At 65.5% G+C, this 18,427-nt stretch carries 16 protein-coding genes; 6 read left to right on the top strand and 10 right to left on the bottom strand.

Annotated features, from left to right (window positions below; all coding sequences use genetic code 11):
• Positions 1 to 131 precede the first annotated feature (131 nt).
• Positions 132 to 1,526 (top strand): PLP-dependent aminotransferase family protein, encoded by a 1,395-nt coding sequence (locus ACS8Y6_RS11580; RefSeq protein WP_440848874.1) that lies wholly within the window; start codon positions 132 to 134, stop codon positions 1,524 to 1,526.
• A 3-nt stretch (positions 1,527 to 1,529) separates the two neighbouring features.
• Here ACS8Y6_RS11580 and ACS8Y6_RS11575 read toward each other — a convergent pair whose 3' ends face one another.
• Both ACS8Y6_RS11575 and ACS8Y6_RS11570 read right to left on the bottom strand, forming a co-directional pair.
• The gene (locus ACS8Y6_RS11575) at positions 1,530 to 2,051 is read right to left on the bottom strand and encodes a cupin domain-containing protein (RefSeq protein WP_440855612.1); all 522 of its coding nucleotides are present in this window, start codon (positions 2,049 to 2,051) and stop codon (positions 1,530 to 1,532) included.
• 69 nt (positions 2,052 to 2,120) lie between these two features.
• Positions 2,121 to 3,374 (bottom strand): NAD-dependent epimerase/dehydratase family protein, encoded by a 1,254-nt coding sequence (locus tag ACS8Y6_RS11570; RefSeq protein ID WP_440855611.1) that lies wholly within the window; start codon positions 3,372 to 3,374, stop codon positions 2,121 to 2,123.
• Positions 3,375 to 3,499: 125 nt separating this feature from the next.
• Here ACS8Y6_RS11570 and ACS8Y6_RS11565 point away from each other — a divergent pair, with 125 nt between their 5' ends.
• The 3 genes from ACS8Y6_RS11565 to ACS8Y6_RS11555 all read left to right on the top strand — a co-directional run bounded on the left by ACS8Y6_RS11565 (position 3,500) and on the right by ACS8Y6_RS11555 (position 6,000).
• Positions 3,500 to 3,961, top strand: a complete 462-nt coding sequence (locus tag ACS8Y6_RS11565) for a GtrA family protein (protein WP_440848877.1) — start codon at positions 3,500 to 3,502, stop codon at positions 3,959 to 3,961.
• A 69-nt stretch (positions 3,962 to 4,030) separates the two neighbouring features.
• Complete coding sequence (locus ACS8Y6_RS11560; protein ID WP_440848878.1) at positions 4,031 to 4,927, top strand: UDP-2,3-diacylglucosamine diphosphatase; 897 nt, start codon at positions 4,031 to 4,033, stop codon at positions 4,925 to 4,927.
• On the top strand, positions 4,924 to 6,000 hold the full coding sequence (locus ACS8Y6_RS11555; protein ID WP_440848879.1) for a glycosyltransferase family 4 protein: 1,077 nt from the start codon (positions 4,924 to 4,926) through the stop codon (positions 5,998 to 6,000). Before ACS8Y6_RS11560 ends, ACS8Y6_RS11555 begins: the two co-directional genes overlap by 4 nt.
• 12 nt (positions 6,001 to 6,012) lie before the next feature.
• Here the strand turns inward: ACS8Y6_RS11555 and ACS8Y6_RS11550 are convergent, their stop codons facing one another.
• The 6 genes from ACS8Y6_RS11550 to ACS8Y6_RS11525 form a co-directional block, all read right to left on the bottom strand.
• A complete protein-coding gene (locus ACS8Y6_RS11550) occupies positions 6,013 to 7,065 on the bottom strand; it encodes a Gfo/Idh/MocA family oxidoreductase (protein WP_440848880.1) in 1,053 nt (350 codons plus the stop codon).
• 196 nt (positions 7,066 to 7,261) lie between these two features.
• The gene (locus ACS8Y6_RS11545; RefSeq protein WP_440848881.1) at positions 7,262 to 8,644 is read right to left on the bottom strand and encodes a hypothetical protein; all 1,383 of its coding nucleotides are present in this window, start codon (positions 8,642 to 8,644) and stop codon (positions 7,262 to 7,264) included.
• 175 nt (positions 8,645 to 8,819) lie between these two features.
• Positions 8,820 to 10,745 (bottom strand): oligoendopeptidase F, encoded by a 1,926-nt coding sequence (gene pepF / locus ACS8Y6_RS11540; RefSeq protein ID WP_440855610.1) that lies wholly within the window; start codon positions 10,743 to 10,745, stop codon positions 8,820 to 8,822.
• 332 nt (positions 10,746 to 11,077) lie between these two features.
• On the bottom strand, positions 11,078 to 12,109 hold the full coding sequence (locus ACS8Y6_RS11535; protein ID WP_440855609.1) for an Lnb N-terminal periplasmic domain-containing protein: 1,032 nt from the start codon (positions 12,107 to 12,109) through the stop codon (positions 11,078 to 11,080).
• Positions 12,110 to 12,294: 185 nt separating this feature from the next.
• Positions 12,295 to 13,911 (bottom strand): glucan biosynthesis protein, encoded by a 1,617-nt coding sequence (locus ACS8Y6_RS11530; RefSeq protein WP_440855608.1) that lies wholly within the window; start codon positions 13,909 to 13,911, stop codon positions 12,295 to 12,297.
• Positions 13,912 to 13,981: 70 nt separating this feature from the next.
• Complete coding sequence (locus tag ACS8Y6_RS11525) at positions 13,982 to 14,479, bottom strand: acyl-CoA thioesterase (protein ID WP_440848885.1); 498 nt, start codon at positions 14,477 to 14,479, stop codon at positions 13,982 to 13,984.
• Positions 14,480 to 14,609: 130 nt separating this feature from the next.
• Between ACS8Y6_RS11525 and ACS8Y6_RS11520 the strand changes: the two genes are divergently transcribed.
• Positions 14,610 to 15,185, top strand: coding sequence for a glutathione S-transferase family protein (locus ACS8Y6_RS11520; RefSeq protein WP_440855607.1), 576 nt, complete (start codon positions 14,610 to 14,612; stop codon positions 15,183 to 15,185).
• An 8-nt stretch (positions 15,186 to 15,193) separates the two neighbouring features.
• Here ACS8Y6_RS11520 and ACS8Y6_RS11515 read toward each other — a convergent pair whose 3' ends face one another.
• On the bottom strand, positions 15,194 to 15,499 hold the full coding sequence (locus tag ACS8Y6_RS11515) for a DUF3301 domain-containing protein (protein WP_440848887.1): 306 nt from the start codon (positions 15,497 to 15,499) through the stop codon (positions 15,194 to 15,196).
• A complete protein-coding gene (locus ACS8Y6_RS11510; RefSeq protein ID WP_440848888.1) occupies positions 15,496 to 16,803 on the bottom strand; it encodes an alpha-hydroxy-acid oxidizing protein in 1,308 nt (435 codons plus the stop codon). The genes ACS8Y6_RS11515 and ACS8Y6_RS11510 overlap by 4 nt, the downstream gene beginning before the upstream one ends.
• Positions 16,804 to 17,126: 323 nt before the next feature.
• Between ACS8Y6_RS11510 and ACS8Y6_RS11505 the strand changes: the two genes are divergently transcribed.
• Positions 17,127 to 18,422 (top strand): NAD(P)/FAD-dependent oxidoreductase, encoded by a 1,296-nt coding sequence (locus ACS8Y6_RS11505; protein ID WP_440855606.1) that lies wholly within the window; start codon positions 17,127 to 17,129, stop codon positions 18,420 to 18,422.
• Positions 18,423 to 18,427 lie beyond the last annotated feature (5 nt).

Genomic DNA, 18,427 nt, shown 5'->3' with positions numbered 1-18,427 from the left:
AAGCGGAAGATCGGAGGCGAGGCGGGGTATTCATGATATTGTATGGGTTCATTTTGGTGTTTTGGCAAAGGCGCCGGTGAAAATTGAAGGTTACGCCGCGATTGGAGGGCGTCAATGATTTTATTGTCACCATGACAATCTGGGTGCCGACGCTGTCGGGCGAGGGGCCGCGTTATCGTCAGTTGGCCACGGCGATCGGCCGGGCGATCGAATCGCGCGAGCTCGGCCCGGGCACCCGGCTGCCGCCGCAGCGGCGGCTGGCGCATGCGCTCGGCGTCACCGTGGGTACCATCACGCGCGCCTATGGTGAGGCCGAGCGCCAGGGCTGGGTGGAAGCGCGCGTCGGCAGCGGGACTTACGTGCGCGGCGGCCGCGAATCGCGGCGGTTTTCGCATGTCAGCGTCACACGCGAGGACGACGGCTGGATCGATCTGTCGCTCGCGATGCCGCCGGGTGATGGCGAACGCGATGCCGGCCTGAAGCGCGCCCTCGCCGGCATTCAGGCCGATCCGACCGCACTGGCCCATGCGCTGGATTACCAGCCGGAAGGCGGGCTGGATGCGCATCGGAACATCTATGCGCGCTGGATGACCGAACTCGGGCTGCCGGTCGACGCCGATGAGTTGATTATCGACCAGGGCGGCATGAACGGCATCTTCATCGTCCTGTGCACGCTGGCGGGGCCGGGCCGGCGCGTGGCAGCCGAGCGTTTGACCTATCCCGGTCTGATCAGTGTGGCCGGGCAGCTGGGCCAGCGCCTGGTCGCGCTCGATCACGACGAAGACGGCCTGGCCGTGGATACGCTTGCCGCCCGGCACGATCAACAATCATTCGATGTGCTCTACGTCATGCCGGAACACCAGAATCCAACCACGGCGCGGCTCGGCGAAGCACGCCGCGCGGCACTGGCCGCTTTCGCGCGCGAACGCGATGTCTGGATCGTGGAGGATGGCGTCCAGCATCTGCCGGCAGCCGAGCGCGGTACGCCGCTGTACCGGCTGGCCCCCGAGCGTACGGTCTATCTGTTCTCGGTCTCCAAGATTCTTTCGGGCGGCCTGCGTTCGGGCGCCATGCGGGTGCCGGCGGCGATCCGCGAGCGCGTTTCGGCCGCCGTGCGCAACATCAGCTGGATGCCGCCGCCACTGATCGCTTCGGTGGTCGGCCACTGGATCGCCTCCGGCGATGCCGATCGCGTGCGGGCCCGGCAGTTCGATGAACTGGCCGCGCGCGCGGCGATGACGCGCGCCGCACTATCCGGCTTCCATCTGCGCCTGCGCGCCGGCGGTTTCTATGCCTGGCTGGAATTGCCGCCCGGGCAGCGCGCCGCGCGCGTGGTCGAGCGGCTGGCCGCCGAGCGCATCAAGGTCAATCCGGCGGAAGCGTTCTGTGTCGGCAGCGAGGCCGCGCCGCAGGCCATCCGCATCTGTTTCAGCGCCGCACGCGATCGCGCCGCGCTGGCCGATGCCCTGGCGCGCATACGCAGGGTTGTCGCATCGCCCGAACTCCAGGCCTGGCAGACGATCTAGGCCCTAGCCGGCCCAGAGTCGGGTCAGTGCGCCGTCGCCGCCGGTGACGGGATCGGTCGCCGGCGTCGGCACTGCGGCGATACGCGCGACCGCGCGCGCGTGGTCGGTTTCGCCCGGCCGGCACAGGTCCCAGTCGCCATGGCCGGCGGGATAGGCCGCGGTCAACGCGAAATCACCGCTGGCCGCGACCCGGCAATGGCCGGTGCCGGCCGGCAGGATCAGCACGTCCCCGGCCGCGAGGCGGACCGGCCGCCCGTCTTCACCGCCGAGTAGGAGTTCCGCCTCGCCGGCGTAGACCGCGAGGGCCTCGTGCGCATTGGAATGAAAATGATGATAGCCGAATACGCCGCCGCGCCATTGCGGCGGCCAGCCATGGGCCTCGAAGGCCGCTTCGAACGCGGCCGCGAGCGCGTCATCGTCGTCGCCGGCCATCGAGCCGCGATGGATCAGTACCGGGTGGCGACTGTTCGGCGTGCGGCCGTCGTCGTCGAAGGCCAGTGTTTCGGGCTCCAGACGCAGGGTCATGGCAGATCCGGATGATGATGGCTGATGACCACAGCGTAGAGGCTGATTCGCCGGGATGCGATCCGGGATCTATACCGGGGTCGACGCCGCCGGCGGCGCGGTGGTCACTGTTGTGGTCGGCTTGGTTCTGCGGTCGGCGCGCCAGGCCGAGCGGCAGACGATACGCCGCGTATCCGCGCGATGGGCAAAGCGCGCGGCGATGTCGGTGACTTCGGTGAACAGGCCGGTATCGAGCGTGGTCGGGCGCAGGCCGAGCTGGATCAGCGTGTCGTTGGCGACGTGCAGATCGTTCTCCGCCGCCTCGACGCGTGGATTGGGCAGGTAGTCGATGGGGGCACCGGTGAGCGCGGCGACGCGATCGGCGAGATCGCGCACCCGATGGGTTTCGGTCATCTGGTTGAGGATGCGCACGCGCTCGCCTGCGGCCGGCGGATTGCCGATCGCCAGTTCGATGCAGCGGACCGTGTCCTGGATATGGATGAAGGCGCGGGTCTGGCCGCCGGTCCCGTGCACGGTCAGCGGGTACCCGATCGCGGCCTGCATCAGAAAACGATTGAGCACGGTGCCGTAGTCGCCGTCGTAGTCGAAGCGGTTGATCAGGCGCTCGTCGCGCGCAGTCTGCTCGGTCTGGGTGCCCCAGACGATGCCCTGATGCAGATCGGTGACGCGGATGCCGTCGTTGCGATTGTAGAAGGCGAAGGTGAGCTGATCCTGGGTCTTGGTCAGGTGATAGACGCTGCCGGGGTGGGCCGGGTAGAGAATCTCGTCGGTGGCCATGGCGCCGGCTTCGGTTTCGACGTGCACCTTGAGATATCCTTCGGGGATCTTCATGCCGGCGCTGCCGTAGCCGTACACGCCCATGGTGCCCAGATGCACCACGTGGGCATCGATGCCGGATTCGACCAGGGCGGCCAGCAGGCTGTGCGTGGCGCCGACGTTGTTGTCCACCGTATAGCGCTTGTGGGCCGCCGATTTCATGGAATACGGCGCGGCCCGCTGCTCGGCGAAGTGCACGATCGCGTCGGGTTCGAAGTCCAGCAGCAGATTGACCATGCGCTGATAATTGCGGGCGACATCGAAGCGATGAAATCCGATCTCGCGCCCGCTGACCTCGGCCCAGGCGGCCAGGCGCTCACTCATCGGGCGGATGGGTGTGAGCGATTCCACCTCGAGTTCCACGTCGATCATGCGGCGCGAGAGGTTGTCGACGATGGTCACGTCGTAGCCGGCGTCGGACAGATGCAGCGCTGTCGGCCAGCCGCAAAAGCCATCGCCGCCGAGAATCAGGATGCGACGGGCGCTGTTTCGTGATGCGATCGACATGGTCGGTCCTCCTTGGAGCGGATGTCACCGAGGCTCGCGCGTTCACATGACCGGAGCATGACAGTCATCGCGTTGTCGTGTGGATCTGCTATGTCTGGAGGATGCTTGACCGGGAACTGTCATGGATGCGACAGGCACGACCGCTGCGTGGCGGGCTGCCCGTGATCATGGAAACGCGCGTGCTGCGGCGCTGGCTTTCCTTTGCCCTGGCCGGTCTTACCGCATTCGGCGTGGACATGAGCGTTCTGGGCATGCTGGTGCACGGGCTAGGTATGGCGCCGCTGCGGGCGCGGCTGATATCGATTCCGCTGGCGGCCAGTACCGCCTGGTTGATCAATCGTCGCTTCACCTTCGTCAGCGGCGACGATCGGGCGCGTTGGCGTCAGTGGCTGCGCTATCTGGCCGTCAACACGGTCAATGTAATTGTCAATTACGGCTGTTATCTCGGCCTGGTTTCGGCCACCGCCATCGGCGCGGCCCATCCGTTGCTCAGCGTGGTGCCGGGCGCGCTGGTCGGGTTGTGGGGCAATTATCTGCTGGCCGGTCGTTGGGTGTTTCGCGACCCGAATCTGTCATCCGGCCGTTAAATAAACGACACATGGCGGTCATACGCGGTGTTGACAATATGCCCACAGGTTCTGCGTGGAGGCACAGCCATGTCGTTTGACGACGTCCTCGACCCCCGCCCGGTACGTCACGACGACCGATCCACTCGCATCTACGCCCCCAGCGGTGGGCCGTCGCCCGCGACGCCCCGGGGCTTTCATTGTTACCGCAGCGTCTGGATCTCGGATTTTCATCTGGGTACGCGCGGGTGCCGCGCCGAGCGGCTGCTCGATTTCCTGGCCACCGTGCGCTGCGACACCCTGTATCTGGTGGGCGACATCATCGATGCCTGGGCGCTCAAGAATGCCTGGTATTGGCCGGCCAGCCACAGTGCCGTAATCCAGGCGGTGCTGGCCCTGCACCGCGATCACGGCACCCGCATCGTCTATGTGCCCGGCAATCACGACGAAATGCTGCGCGATTACCTGCCACTGGATCTGGCCGGCATCGAGATCTGCAACGAGTGTGTGCACGAGACCGCCGACGGGCGCCAGTATCTGGTGATCCACGGCGACGCCTTCGATGCGGTCTGCACCGAGGCGCGCTGGCTCGCGGTGCTGGGCGATTATGCCTACCGCGGCGTGATCGTCGGCAACAGCTGGTTCAACGCCATGCGTCGCCGGCTCGGTTATCCCTACTGGTCGCTGTCGGCATTTTTGAAATACCAGGTCAAGAACGCGGTGGCCTTCATCGGCCGCTTCGAGGAGGCGCTGGCCGACGAAGCCCGGCGACGCGATCTGGACGGCATCATCTGTGGCCATATCCACACCCCGTCGCGGCGTACGGTCAACGGCGTCGATTACTGCAACGATGGCGACTGGGTGGAATCCTGTACCGCACTGACCGAGGACTTCGCCGGACGTATGGAACTACTTTACTGGGGACGCGGGACCGACGATGAAATGCCCGCCGAGCGCGAGAGCCGTCGCCGGGCGGCCTCCGCATGAAGATTGCACTCGTTAGCGATGCCTGGCATCCGCAGATCAACGGCGTGGTTCGCACCTTGTCCACGGTGCTCGACGAGCTGACGCGGCTCGGCCACGAAGTCACGCTGATCACACCGGATCGCTTCATGAGCCTACCGTGTCCCGGCGAACCGGAAATCCGGCTGGCGTTGGCGACGGCCACCCAGGTCGGGCGCCGGCTGGCCGAGGCGCGGCCGGAGTCGATTCATATCGCCACCGAGGGCCCGCTCGGCCAGGCTGCTCGGCGCTACTGTCGACGTCAAGGGCTGGTCTTCACCTCCTCGTATCACACGCATTTCCCGCAGTATCTGGAAATGCGCATGGGCGTGCCGCGCCGGCTGACCTTTGCTTTCATGCGCCGTTTCCATGCGGCGGCGAAACAGGTTCTGGTAACCACTGATACGCTCGCCGATGAACTGGCCACGCATGGCATCACCCATACCGTGCTCTGGCCGCGCGGGGTCGATGCCCGGGCCTTCGCGCCGCGCGACGACGCCATGGCCGTCGACGGGCCGAAACCGGTCATGGTCTACGTCGGGCGCGTGGCGGTGGAAAAGAACATCGGCGACTTCCTCGATCTGGACGTGCCGGGCACCAAGGTCGTGGTCGGCGACGGGCCGCAACTCGCCGAGCTCAAGCGACGCTATCCGGATGTTGTTTTCGCCGGTTGGCAGACCGGCGAGGATCTGGCGCGCTGGTACGCGGCCGGCGATGTGTTCGTGTTCGCCAGTCGCACCGACACCTATGGCCTGGTGCTACTCGAGGCACTGGCCAGCGGCCTGCCGGTGGCGGCCTATCCGGTACCCGGCCCGGCCGACGTGCTCGGCCACGCGCCGCACGTCGCCTGTCTCGACGATGATCTGGCCACGGCCGTGCGCGGCGCGCTGACCCTGTCGCCCGAAGACGCCCGCGCGTTCGCGCTGGACTACTCGTGGGCCGCCTGCGCCCAGCGCTTCGTGGATCATGTCGAGCGCCTCGACCCGGCGGCTTGGGATGCCCCGCCGTCGTTGGCGGCGCGGCTGAGCGCGCCGGTCGCGCGGTTCATCGGCCGATGACGATGAGACGGTTTACGGGCTGACCACGCGGCGTTCGGCCGCGGCGGTACGCGCGGCTTCGATCACGCGCAGCCCGGCCACGGCGTCGCCGGGATCCACCGGCATCGCGCTTTGTTCGCGAAGCGCGGCGGCGAACCGGCGATAGAAGGCGGGGTAATCGCCGGGATGGCTGGGGATCGTCGCGAACTGTGCACCGGCACCGAGGCGCCCCCAAGCGTGTTCCGGCTCCGTGCCCCAACCGTCATGCCCGGGTACCGCGCCGTCACGCAGCCGCTCCTCCTGCGGATCGAGCCCGTATTTCACGAAGCCCGCTCTGTCGCCGAGCACGCGTAAACGCGGGCCGAGGTCGGGCGCGACACTGCTCATCCACAGATGCGAGCGCACGCCTGAACTGTGCGTCAGCGCCACGAAGGAATCGTCGTCCACGGCCGAATCGGCATAACCGGCATCGAGCTCGGCATAAACCTCGCGGGCCGGGCCGAACAGGGTCAGGGCCTGGTCGATCAGGTGGCTGCCCAGGTCGAACAGGATGCCACCGGCCGCATCGGGCGCGGCGTCGCGTTTCCAGCCGGGCTTGGGTTCCGGCCGCCAGCGCTCGAAACGCGATTCGAAGCGCCGTACCGTGCCCAGCCGGCCGGCCTCGATCAGTGCCCGCAGGGTCAGGAAATCGGCGTCCCAGCGCCGGTTCTGGAACACGGTCAGCGCCACGCCGCGGTCGCGTGCCGCCGCGATCAGGGTTTCGGCCTGATCGGCCGAAGCCGCCAGCGGCTTGTCCACGACCACGGCCAGGCCGGCCGCGATCGCGGTCCGCGCATGTGGCGCATGCCACGCGTTCGGACTGGCTACCACGACTGCATCGAATGCGCTGGCCCGGGTCCAGAGTGTTTCGGTATCGGCGATCACTTGCGCGCCGGGATATCGGTCGCCAATCTCGGCGGCGCGCTTGGCGTTGCCGGTGACGATGGCGGCCAGCTCGAGATCCGGGGTGCTGTGGATCAGCGGCGCATGGAAGATGCGGCCGGCGGTGCCGTAGCCGATGATGGCGATGCGGAGGCGGTCGGGCATGGTCGGTATCCGTGTAGGACGATGCTTGGCCTGCGATGCTGACGCAAAGCCGCGTTCACCGCCAGCCGGCGGCCGATCGGCGGCGCATGAAAAAAGCCGGCTGTCTCGTGACGGCCGGCTTCGATTTGCGGCTCAACCCGAAGGGGCCAAGCGCTGTTTTGCCGCAAGACGGCGCCTGGCGCAACGATAGCAGCCCCTAGTTCTTGAGCACGTCGCCGCTGAAGTAGAGTCCCATCTGCAGGTTGTAGCGGGTGTTCCAGCTGCCGTCGCTCGGTCCGTCGAACGTCATGGCCGCGTTCTTGCCGGTCAGCACATCCGCCCAGACCTGCAGGATGCCGAACGAAAAGTCCGCGCCGACCGCATTGAACTGGATGTCGCCGGTCGGATTCGGCGCGTTGCCGGGCAGGGCGCTGTTGAACCGACCGTTGCCGCCGGTCATCAGGTAGGCGTAGTTGTCGTACAGCTGGATCGAATGCAGCGCGCCCCAGCCGATCTTGAAGGTTCGCGCCACATTCGCTGCGAAGATCTGGCCGGAGGCCGGCATCTGGTAGGCGAAGCCGTAGTTCTCCATCGTGATGGCGTCGGTCGGCAACGCATTGTCGTTATAGAAGCGTCCGGCCGGAATGTTGTAACGATAATCGACATACTGGCCCTGCAGCGTCCACGGGCCGAGCGCGGCGTCCACCGCCGCGGTGGCCGCCCAGCGTGTGCCGTAATGGGGTGCGTTTTTCCCCACTTGCAGCTCGCCGCCGCGTACCGCCGCCGAAACCTGCACGCTGTGATCCGTGCCCTGATTGAAGGTATAGGCCGCGCGCGCATTGCCGCCGTTGACCTGCTGATAGCCATCGAACGGATTGGAACCGTACAGGCTGCGCTGCCCCAGGTCGTCGTTCTTGAAGGCGTCGACGTCGAGGCGCCACGGGCCGTTTTCGTACTTATAGCCCAGCCCGGCGGCCTGGTTATCCGTGAAGCCGGCGAAGTAGGTCAGGTTGCCCCAGAATGTCTGGTAGCCGAACTTGAGGTTGCCGAAGGGCACATAGAACATGCCGCCCTTGATCTGGCTGTGCTTGCCGAAGTCGTAGGCGGCCCAGCCATAGCGCAGATAACTTGAATCGGCGAAGGCGGTCGGCGACCAGCGATACTCGGCGCCGTACGACAGCTTGCCGTCCGTGCCGTGGACGTTGAAGGCCGCGATGCCGGCAATGGCATCACCGCTTTTGTGGTGGTTCTTCATGTCCGGCTTGAGCTTGTAGCCCGCCGTGAATGCGCCACCCAGCGTCAATGTCTGCTTGGGCTTGTTCGCCTGGACGGTGCTCGGTGCGCTGGCCTGGTCGCTGGTCGAAGCGTTGTCGGTCGAGGGCTCGGCCGGCATTTTCTGTTGTTTTTGCTTGAGCGTGGCGAGCTGCGCCTTGAGTGCCTGGAGTTGTTGCTGCATCGCCTGCAGGCGATGGGCCTTGGCGATGTCGCCGCTGTTCTGGGCCATAGCCTGGCCGGACCAGAGCGCGCCGGCGCCGATCAGCGCAACAGCAAGACGTCGATTGGATACACGATCCACATATCCCCCTTGATTTTCAATCATATCCCCTGAAGCCGCTCGACTTGAAAAGGAGCAGCAGAACGAAGCGTCGCGCGTGCGACCGACCGCCCTGTCGACGGTCGCGGCATACACTTCGTGATCATAATCGTAGCACGGAAGGCGCCACCGCGCTGGCTTGCCCACACGGAAGCGCGGCCAGGCGCGGCCCGCAGCCGGGTCAGCCCGCGGCCTTCTCGCGGTTGCCGGGCTGCTTGTCGAGGATGGCGTTGGCCTGGTCCATCAGGTCGTTCATGTAGGCCATGAGCGCCCGGTATGGTGCGGCCGTCGCCAGGTCCACGCCGGCGTCCCTGAGAATCGTGTAGCCGCTGTCGGCGCCGCCCTCGGACAGCGCGTGCAGATAAGCCTTTCGGACTTGCGTGTCGCCATGCTCGATATGGCTGGCGAAATAATGCGCCGCGGTGATCGAGGTGGCGTACTGATAAACATAGAAGTCGTAATAGAAGTGGGGGATATAGGCCCACTCGATGTCGTCTTCGGGCGCGATCCGGGTGATGCCGTCCTTGGTGCCGTAGTACTTGTCGAGAATATCGCCGTACATCTGGGTCAAGCGGGCGCCGGACAGCGGTTCACCCTTCTGTACGGCCTGATGGATAGCGAGCTCGAATTCGGCGAACTGGGCCTGGCGGAAGAAGGTCCCGCGCAGCTGCTCGAGCGCCTGGCCGATGTAGAACAGCTTGGCCTCGTCGGTCTTCGCATGCGCGATCATGTAGTGGACGAGCAGCTGTTCGTTGGTGGTCGAAGCGACCTCGGCGGTGAAGATCGGATAATCCGCGGTCGCGAACGGCTGGTGCTCGTGCGCCAGCATGGTGTGGACACCGTGGCCCCATTCATGGGCGTAGGTCGACACGCTCTCGTAGTCGTCGTTGAAGTTCATCAACACATACGGATGCACGTCGTAGGCCGCGCCGTTCATGTAGGCGCCGGCGCTTTTGCCCGGGCGCGGATAGACACTGGTCCAGGGCGAGCGGGTTGCCTTATCGAGCAGCTGTTCGTAGTGCGCGCCTAGCGGGCGGGTGGCACGGCGCACCAGCGACCGGGCCTCGTCGATGGTAAAGAAACGGTCGGAATGCACCAGCGGCGGGTAGATGTCGTAGTAATGCAGCTGCTTCACGCCGAGCATGCGAGCTCGCAGCTTGAGGTAGCGGTGCAGCGTGTCGAGATTGTCGTTCACCGACGCCACGAGCTGGTGATAAACGCGCGTGGGGATGTCGTTGTCGGCGGTGGCGGCCGCGAGCGCGCTGTCGTAGTGATGCAGGCGCGCGTCGATCACGTGCCGGAGCACGGTCTGGCCGAGCAGCGAGCCGAAGGTGCCTTCGTACTGTTTGTATTTAGACCAGAACGCCGCGAACACCCGTTTGCGGACCTCGCGGTCCGGGTTGCTGCGCCATTTGGTATAGCCGGCCTGATCGATTGTGCGTTCCTTGCCGTCGATCTCGATCCTGGGCCATTGCATATCGGCGTTCGATAACAGCGAAAAGGTATCGCTCTGGCCGTTGACCGGGCTCAGCGCGGCCAGTGCCGATTCGGTCTGGCGCGACAGGGTGTGCGGCGCCGCCTTCATGACCTGCGTGAGCATGTATTGATAGTCTGCGAGCGCTTTCTCCTGGCTCCAGGACTCGAGCTTGTCCTGATTCATCGCCACCAGCTCGGGCCGGACGTAGCCGGTTGCCTCGCCGAATTGCGCGGCCAGGCGGTCGGCCTTGTTGCGGCGCTCCTGGGCGGTGCTGTCTCGCAGGTCCTGATCTGCGGCCAGGCCGGCATAGACCGACAGGCGCGCGATCGATTTCTGTACGTCGGAGATCGTGTCCAGCGCGTTGGCCAGAGCGTTCGGGCTGTCGGTCAGGTGGCCCGAAAAGCGCGGCAGCGTGTCGATGCGCTGTTGGGTCTGGTCATAGGTGCTCTGCCAGGCCGCGGGCGAAGCGTACAGATCGTCCAGATTCCACGCGGTGGGCGTCTGGCTCGGCGGATGGTCGGTCTGGGCGGTCCGGCTCCCTCCCGAGCCGGTATCGGCAGCCAGGGCCGGCGCGAGGCCGGCGGCGAATAGCACGGTCAAAACCGCGGCAGGAATAGCGATGCGAGACATCGTTGGCCCCCGAGAATCAATAATAAGGCGCAGATCAAACACGGTCGGTTCGCAGGCAAAAAGCAAGCCGGATGGGCCAGGCGCAAATGCGCGGTTCGACAATTACATTATCAACCCGGCACAAAAATGGATGATTTTTCGGATTAATAGCGCCCGTATGCGACCGCATGCTCGCCGCGGCCATTGCCCGCGAAGCCCTTGAAGATAAAAGACGGACAGGCGCCGGCTTTTATTTTTGAAGGCGTTGAAAACAGCTGATGAAGTCAGCTGTTTTGATCCCGGATTAATAGGACCAATTGTCGTTTGATGCGAGTTCGCGCGGCGCGCCCGGGCTATGGGGGCGGCGTCGGTGCGCCTTCGGGCGCCGGCAGCCCCCGCCGGATCGCATCGGAGAAATCGGGGCTGGCATGGCCGTCGCTATCGGAGGCGATGGCGGCCGCGTTGATACAGCCGCGACGCCGCAGTTCCGCCAGGGGCAGGCGTGTATCCAGCGCGCCGAGATCGTAGAGGTATTCGGGCAGATGGCCCGAGGCCAGCAGGCGCCAGTTCCAGGGCAGTCCGGGCACGATCGCCTTGACCATGTCGTAGACCAGTGTCGTGCAGTTGGACGTGAGCGTGTGGTAGAACCGCGGCCGGTATTCCAGGGTGTCGGCAGTATCCAGATAAGCCTCGAACAGCGCACGAATGGCGTGCCGGGGCATTGCCACGCGATACAGATAAACGTCTTCGCGGCGCGCGGTGGTGCGGGTGCGCACGATATCGCGCTCGTCGGCGGCCACCAGGGCCAGTTCGCATTGCCGGAACAGGCCCCCGATCGCTGAAAAATCCTCGCCGGCCAGGCGTCGGACCTCGACCGAAAACACCAGGTGCCGGCCGTCGGCGAAGGCAAAGGACACCAGAGTATGGGCGATGGTCGGTCCCATCCAGTACGAGGCCACCAGATCCACGGCGATGAGCTGGTCGAGATCGTAGTCGCGGATTTCCCAGCGCGGAGTGTAGTCGTCGCGCGTGCGCCAGTCGAAGTTGCGGACGTTGTGCAGGCGCACCTGTGGGCCGTGACGTTCCACGTGGAGCACGCGCGCCACATCGTCGGCCCAGGGGCGGTCCGAGCGCGGACGGATCTGCGCCCACCACAGCGCAAACGCCAGTCCGGCGAGTGCGAAGATGGCCGGACCGAGCCGGTCGGCGGCGATCAGCCCGGCGAGGCCGCCCAGCGCCGCGGCCCACCAGGCCGCGATCAAGGCGATGCGCAGCGCGCGCGGGTTGGGGCCGCGAAACCAGAGCGCGCCGGTGCCGTAGCCCGCCACCAGCAGGACGAGCAGCCCGGCGACGACGCGGGCCGCGATCAATAACGCGGCAGTCATCGGCGGGGCACGCGACGCAAAGCGGGAAGCACGCAGAACGCGTCCGCCATCATGTTGTGCCCGCCCCTAGGTGTCCAATCCAGCGTTGTAGCCCGCTTGTGCAGAGTGACTGCACGGCGCGCACTACGCCTCGTCTCGCCGCAAAACAGCGCTTGGCGCGGACTCGCACGAAACGGCAACAGGCCCTAATAATGACGATCCTGCGGCGCCGGCGGCACCCACTGGTACAGCCAGGTTTCGGTCAGCGTCTGACTGCCGTTGACCAGATAGGCCCGGAGCGTGACCGGGGTGGTGGCGTCGCTCGTGGGCATCCAGTCGAATACGGCCCGATAGCCGTTGATCGGCTTCATGACGTGGGTCGAGGTATAACTGATCTTGCCGTTGGAGGCCGATACATTGACCGTCACATTGGCGTCGTCCGGCAGCTTGTCCAGCGGCGAGCCGACGAAGTCCACGGCAAAGCGGCGGGCGTACCGGTCGGGCGACCTGTTGCCCGGAATCCAGCCTTCCTGGACATTGCCCATGCCCGACCAGGTCTTGTCCACAATGGCCAGGGAGGGCGATACGGGCGGTTCGGGCCACCAGTACAGCGTGTAGTCATAGTGCAGATGCCGGCCGGCGGTGACGGGTTTTTCCGGAATCCAGAACGCCACGATGTTGTCCACGGTTTCGCCGACCGTGGGCATTTCCATGAGCGCGATCTGGCCCTTGCCCCATTTGTTCGTGGGTTTGAGCCACAGGCTCGGCCGGCGGTTATACCAGGTGACCGGGTCGCGATAATCGTTGAAATCGTGATCGCGCTGGACCAGGCCGAAACCGCGCGGATTTTCGTCCATGAAGGTGTTGAACTGGATCGTCGGCGGGTTGTAGAGGGGGCGGCAGATCCATTCACCGTTGCCGCGCCACATCGACAGCCGGTCCGAGTCGTGCATGAGCGGATAGATCGTGTCGCGGGCGGTTTCCTGGGCGGTGCCCTTGAGATACATGCTGGTCATCGGCGCGATACCCAGGCGCTTGATCGCCTTGCGCGTATAGACATGTGCCGAAATATCCATGATCACGCCCTGGGCGTTGCCGGCGTCTATGTTGAAGCGATAGGCCCCGGTCGCGCTCGGTGAATCCAGCAGGGCATAGACGGTCACCTGTTCGGAGCCATCCTTGGGCCGTTGGAACCAGAACTGGGTGAAATCCGGAAATTCCTCGCCACCGGGCTCGTCGGTATCGATTGCCAGTCCGCGCGCCGACAAGCCGTACTGCTTGTCCTTGTCGATCGCGCGAAAATAACTCGCGCCCAGAAACGACGCCACCTCGTTGACGTAGGCGCCCCAGGGTTTGACCGCCAGCCGCCAGCCGGCGAATCCCAGGTTATGGCCTTCCAGCTGGGTCGGATCCACGCCGCTGTGATCGTAGTTGAACAAGTTCGGCTTGAAGGGAATGCGATGCGCCCTGCCGGTATCCGGGTCGATGTCGTGCATGCGCACCGGCGTATTGAAATGCATGCCGACATGGAAGAAATGCACCCGCAGGGCGACCTTGGGATCCGACGACCACAGCGCGTCGTGCCAGTCGTACACGATCTTTTGATACTTCAATGGCGCCAGGCTGGCGAGCGTGTCGGGCAGTGTTTCCGCTGGCGACTGATAGGCCGAGCGCGACATCTTCTGCGCCTTGCTCTTGAGCCAGTGGAAGGAAAATGGCTGGCCCGGACCGCTCTCAATCGGTGATTTGGCAAAGGCCGGGATCGCCGGCAGCCCGAGCGATGTCAGCGCCAGAGACGCCTTGAGCAGGGTGCGTCGTTGCATGGGCTCGCCTTATGAATGCTTCCCGGAACAGACAGATCGCCGCGTCGTGGGTTCCCCTGGCGGTTTCGAATCAGTCGTCGTGCGCATGGGCTTCCATCTCGTCCAGGAAATCGGCCGCTTCGTCCTGCATGCGCTGGCGCAGGTCGATCATCTTGCGGGCATAGTCGTTGAGCCGGCGGGCCTGCGGCGTATCCGGGGTGAAGGTCGGCACCTTCGTCGGCCGGCCTTCACCGTCAACTGCGACGAACACCAGAATGCAGTGCGTGGTAAAGCGGGCATCGTCGGATTTCGGGTCGCGTGCATAGACGCTCACCGAAATATGCATGCTGGTGTTGCCGGTATGCATCAACTCGGCCTTGAGCTCGACCAGATCGCCGACCCGGATCGGCTTGAGGAACCGAATGCCGCCGACATAGGCCGTGACGCAGTAGCTGTGCGACCAGTTTGCGGCGCAGGTATAACCGGCATGGTCGATCCATTTCATGACACTGCCGCCGAAGACATTGCCGCCGAAATTCACATCGGAAGGCTCGGCGAGAAAGCGTAGCGTGATTTCGTGGGTTGACATCGAATGCGGGCTTGGAGAATTCGGGTTGAGTTTAATCGCCTGCCGCGGGCAACGCGACTCGCCCGGGCCAGGCGAGTGACCCGGCCCGGGCGGGGGTACACTGGTGCGACGATTTGCCACCGCGATGTCCATGCAACTGTTCGGATCCGTCACTTCCCCCTATGTGCGTCGCACCCGGCTGCTGCTGGTCGACGTCGACTACGAATTTCGCGATCTGGCGATCTACGGCGCCGACCAGGCCGAGCTGGCGCGCCATAATCCGACACTGAAGATTCCGACGCTGATCGATGGCGAGACGACGTTGTTCGACTCGCGGGTCATCCAGCGTTATCTGGCGGCGCAGCGGGGGCAGGCCCCGCTAAGCTGGCGCCAGGAGAATCAACTGACCGTGATCGACGGCGCCAACGACGCCTTCGTGGCCTTGCTCCTGGCCGTGCGTTCCGGACTCGATCCAAGCCAGGATGCGATGATCTACAACCGGCACCGGGAGCGTATCCGGACCTGCCTCGACTGGCTGGAGACGGCGGCCGCCGACGGTGCGTTCGATCATTGGCGCTATCCGGCGATCTGTGTGTACTGCATGCTCGACTGGGTGGTCTTCCGCGAACTCCATGATATGTCCGGCCACCGCGCGCTGGCCGCGGTGTGCGAGCGTCATGGCGGGCAACCGGGCGTTGCCGCGACCGATCCGCGCCAGGCCGTCTGAGCGTCCATTCATAACGGGCGCGGGCCCATGTAGACATGTCGGACCTGCTGGCCGAACATCTCGACCGTGCCCGAATAGCGACGGTCACCGCGGCGATAGAACTCGAAGCCGTAGCGGCGGGTCAGACGCCAGCTGCCCTGGCTGTCGCGGGTCAGGCCGATACGCTTGAAGGCCAGTTCGTCGATGAAGGTCACCTCCGCTTCGGCGCAGGCGTTCTGGGCTGCGCGCCGGGCCGTCGCGCGCGCGCCCATCTGGCGCCACCATACCAGCGCGACGATCGCCAGCCCGATCAGCCACGGCGCCAGATCGATCATGCCTGCCTCGGCGTCTGCAGCGTGACCGCGCCCGAGCGGATATCGTCCACCGAGCGCGCGCCGGACAGGGCCATGGTGAGCTCGAAATCGGCCGCGGTGTTGGCGATCCACTCCGCGACTCCGCCCGTGCCCGCCAGTGCCAGCGCATAGGCATACGGCCGGCCGATCGCAACCGCGTCCGCGCCCAGCGCCAGGGCCTTGACGATGTCGGCGCCGGTGCGCACGCCCGAATCCAGCACCAGCGTCAGATCGGGCGCGGCGCCGCGGATGGCGGCCAGGGCGTCCAGGCTGGCGATGGCGCCATCGACCTGCCGGCCGCCGTGATTGGACACGATCAGGCCATCGATGCCGGCCTCGACAGCCCGGCGTGCATCGTCGGTCGAGAGTATGCCCTTGAGCAGAATCGGCAAGCGGGTGTGTTCGCGCAGCCAGGCCAGGTCGGACCAGCTCAGGTCCGGGCGTGAGTAGGTGGCCACGAACTGGCGTACCGCGGCCAGGCCGCGGCCGCTGCGCAACGCGCGCCAGGTCGAGCCCGGATAATGCCGCGCGCTGGCCAGGACATTGGCCAGCAGTCTCGGCGTGATCGGCGGCTGATCGGTATCGGCGGCTGATTCGGCCAGCATGGCCTGGAACACCGGGTCGTGGGTGTACTGGGCCAGGCCCTGCCCGCGCAGGAACGGCAGGTGGCCGAGATCGAGATCGCGCGGGCGCCAACCCAGCAGCGGCGTATCCAGCGTGACCACCAGTGCTTCGCAGCCACAGGCCTCGGCGCGGCCGATCAGCGATTCGGCCAACGCATCGGATTTCGGCCAGTACAGCTGGAACCAGCGCGGCGCGCCGGGGGCGGTCGCGTCCATGGCCGTGGCACAGGCTTCCATCGGCCGGCTGGCCTGACTCGACAGGATCGCCGGGATACCGGCGGCGGCTGCCGCGCGCGCCGCGCCCACATCGGCGTCGCGGTGCGCCAGTTCCAGCGCGCCGATCGGTGCCAGCATGAACGGATGCGGGTAACGTCGGCCGAATAATGAAACCCCGGTGTCGCGGCACGAGATGTCGGTGAGCATGCGCGGTACGATCCGCCACGCGTCGAACGCGCTCCGGTTCGCCGCCACGGTGGTTTCCGCTGAAGCGCCGCCAGCGATATAGGCGTACGCGGCCCGCGCCATGCGCCGCCCGGCCGCAGCGGCGAGCGCGCCCGGCTCGACCGGAATCGCCGGCCGGCGCCCGGCGAGGCCTGCGGAATAAATCGCTTGTTGGCGATTATTCGTGCCGGTGCGGGCTGTCAATTGGTCGTAGGCGGCCATGCGTCAACTCGTGTCGTTTCCTGCTTCAGCATAGAGTGAGCCGCTGCGGGCGCCAACGGCCATTTGGCGCGGCCTATGACCTTTTTGTGATCACAAAACGACGCTGAATGCGCTATAACTGTGCAAATCTTGCCTGGTGAGCGCTCTTCTGGAGCCGAATCGGCCGGCGCGAGGCCTTGTGAGACTTGGCCCAGGGCTTGCTGGTGCATCCTGGGCGGGCCGTCTTCTGTCGATTGCAGCGATGTTTGCACCGCGATCGCGCGATTCGACAGACGGGCATCAATTGCGGCATGTTTGGATTGTGATCACAAATAAAGATCTCCATGAGCGACTACGTTGACAGCTACTATCGCGACAGCCGGCGTATCACGCTGGCGTCGCCCCCGACGTCGTTGACCGGCTCGCGCCGTGTCGACGTGGCCGTCGTGGGCGGGGGCGTGACGGGCTGTTCGGCGGCGCTCCATCTGGCCGAGCGGGGTTATTCGGTCGCGCTGGTCGAGGCCAACCGTATCGGCTGGGGGGCGTCGGGCCGCTCCGGTGGCCAGATTCTGACTGGCTTCGGTACCGGCATGTCGACATTCGCCAATGCGCTGGGGACCGACGATGCCCGCCGGGTGTTCGAGATGTCGCGCGAGGCGGTCAGGCTGACGGTCGATCGTATCCGGCGCCACGACATTGACTGCGATCTGCGCGATGGCGCGGTCTATGCCGCGCTCAAGCCGCGTCACATGAAGGGCTTCGCGGCTGAACAGAAGCACATGCGGCAGGTCTACGACTATGACGGCCTGACCCTGCTCGATCGCGATGCGCTCAACGCGCACGTACGTTGCCCGTCTTACATCGGCGGGCTGTACGACGCCGAATCCTGGCACCTGCATCCGTTGAATTATGTGCTGGGCCTGGCGCGCGCGGCCCAGCAGGCCGGTGTGACGCTCTACGAGCAATCGCCGGTCGAGCGCATCGTGCATGGCAGGACGCCGATCGTGCATACGCCCGAGGGCGCGCTGACCGCCGGCCATGTGGTGCTGGGCGGCAACGCCTATCTGGCGGCCGATGTCGCGCCCGAGCTGTCGGGCCATCTGATGCCGGTGGGCAACTACATCATCGCGACCGAGCCGTTGTCCCCGGCCCAGGTGGCCGAGACGCTGCCGGGCGACGACGCGGTTTCGGATGCCAATTTCGTGCTCGATTACTACCAATTGTCCGCGGCGCCCGCGGATGGCCCGCGCATGCTCTACGGCGGTCAGGTCAGTTACGGCAAGAAGCCGCCCAAGCGGCTCAATGAGCGCATGCAGACCAAGCTCGGCCGTCTGTTTCCGGCGCTGCAGAATATTGGCATCGAGTACAGCTGGGGCGGATTGGTCGGCGTCACCCGCAATCGCGCCCCGCATTTCGGACGCATCGGCGACAACGTGTTCTATGCGCAAGGCTATTCCGGCCATGGCATGGCGCTTGCGGGATTGGCGGGGCAGCTGATCGGCGAGGCCGTGGCCGGGCAGTCCGAGCGTTTTGATCTCTATACCCGACTCACGCATCGCCGGTTTCCGGGGGGCGAGCGTCTGCGTACGCCGCTGCTGGTGCTGGCCACCAATTTCTACCGTATGCGGGATCTACTCTAAATGAG

It is taken from the genome of Salinisphaera sp. RV14 (genome assembly GCF_052044135.1).
Lineage (GTDB): Bacteria > Pseudomonadota > Gammaproteobacteria > Nevskiales > Salinisphaeraceae > Salinisphaera.
The sequence above is the reverse complement of the archived record's forward strand: the minus strand, read 5'-3'. Positions and strand labels throughout refer to the sequence as shown.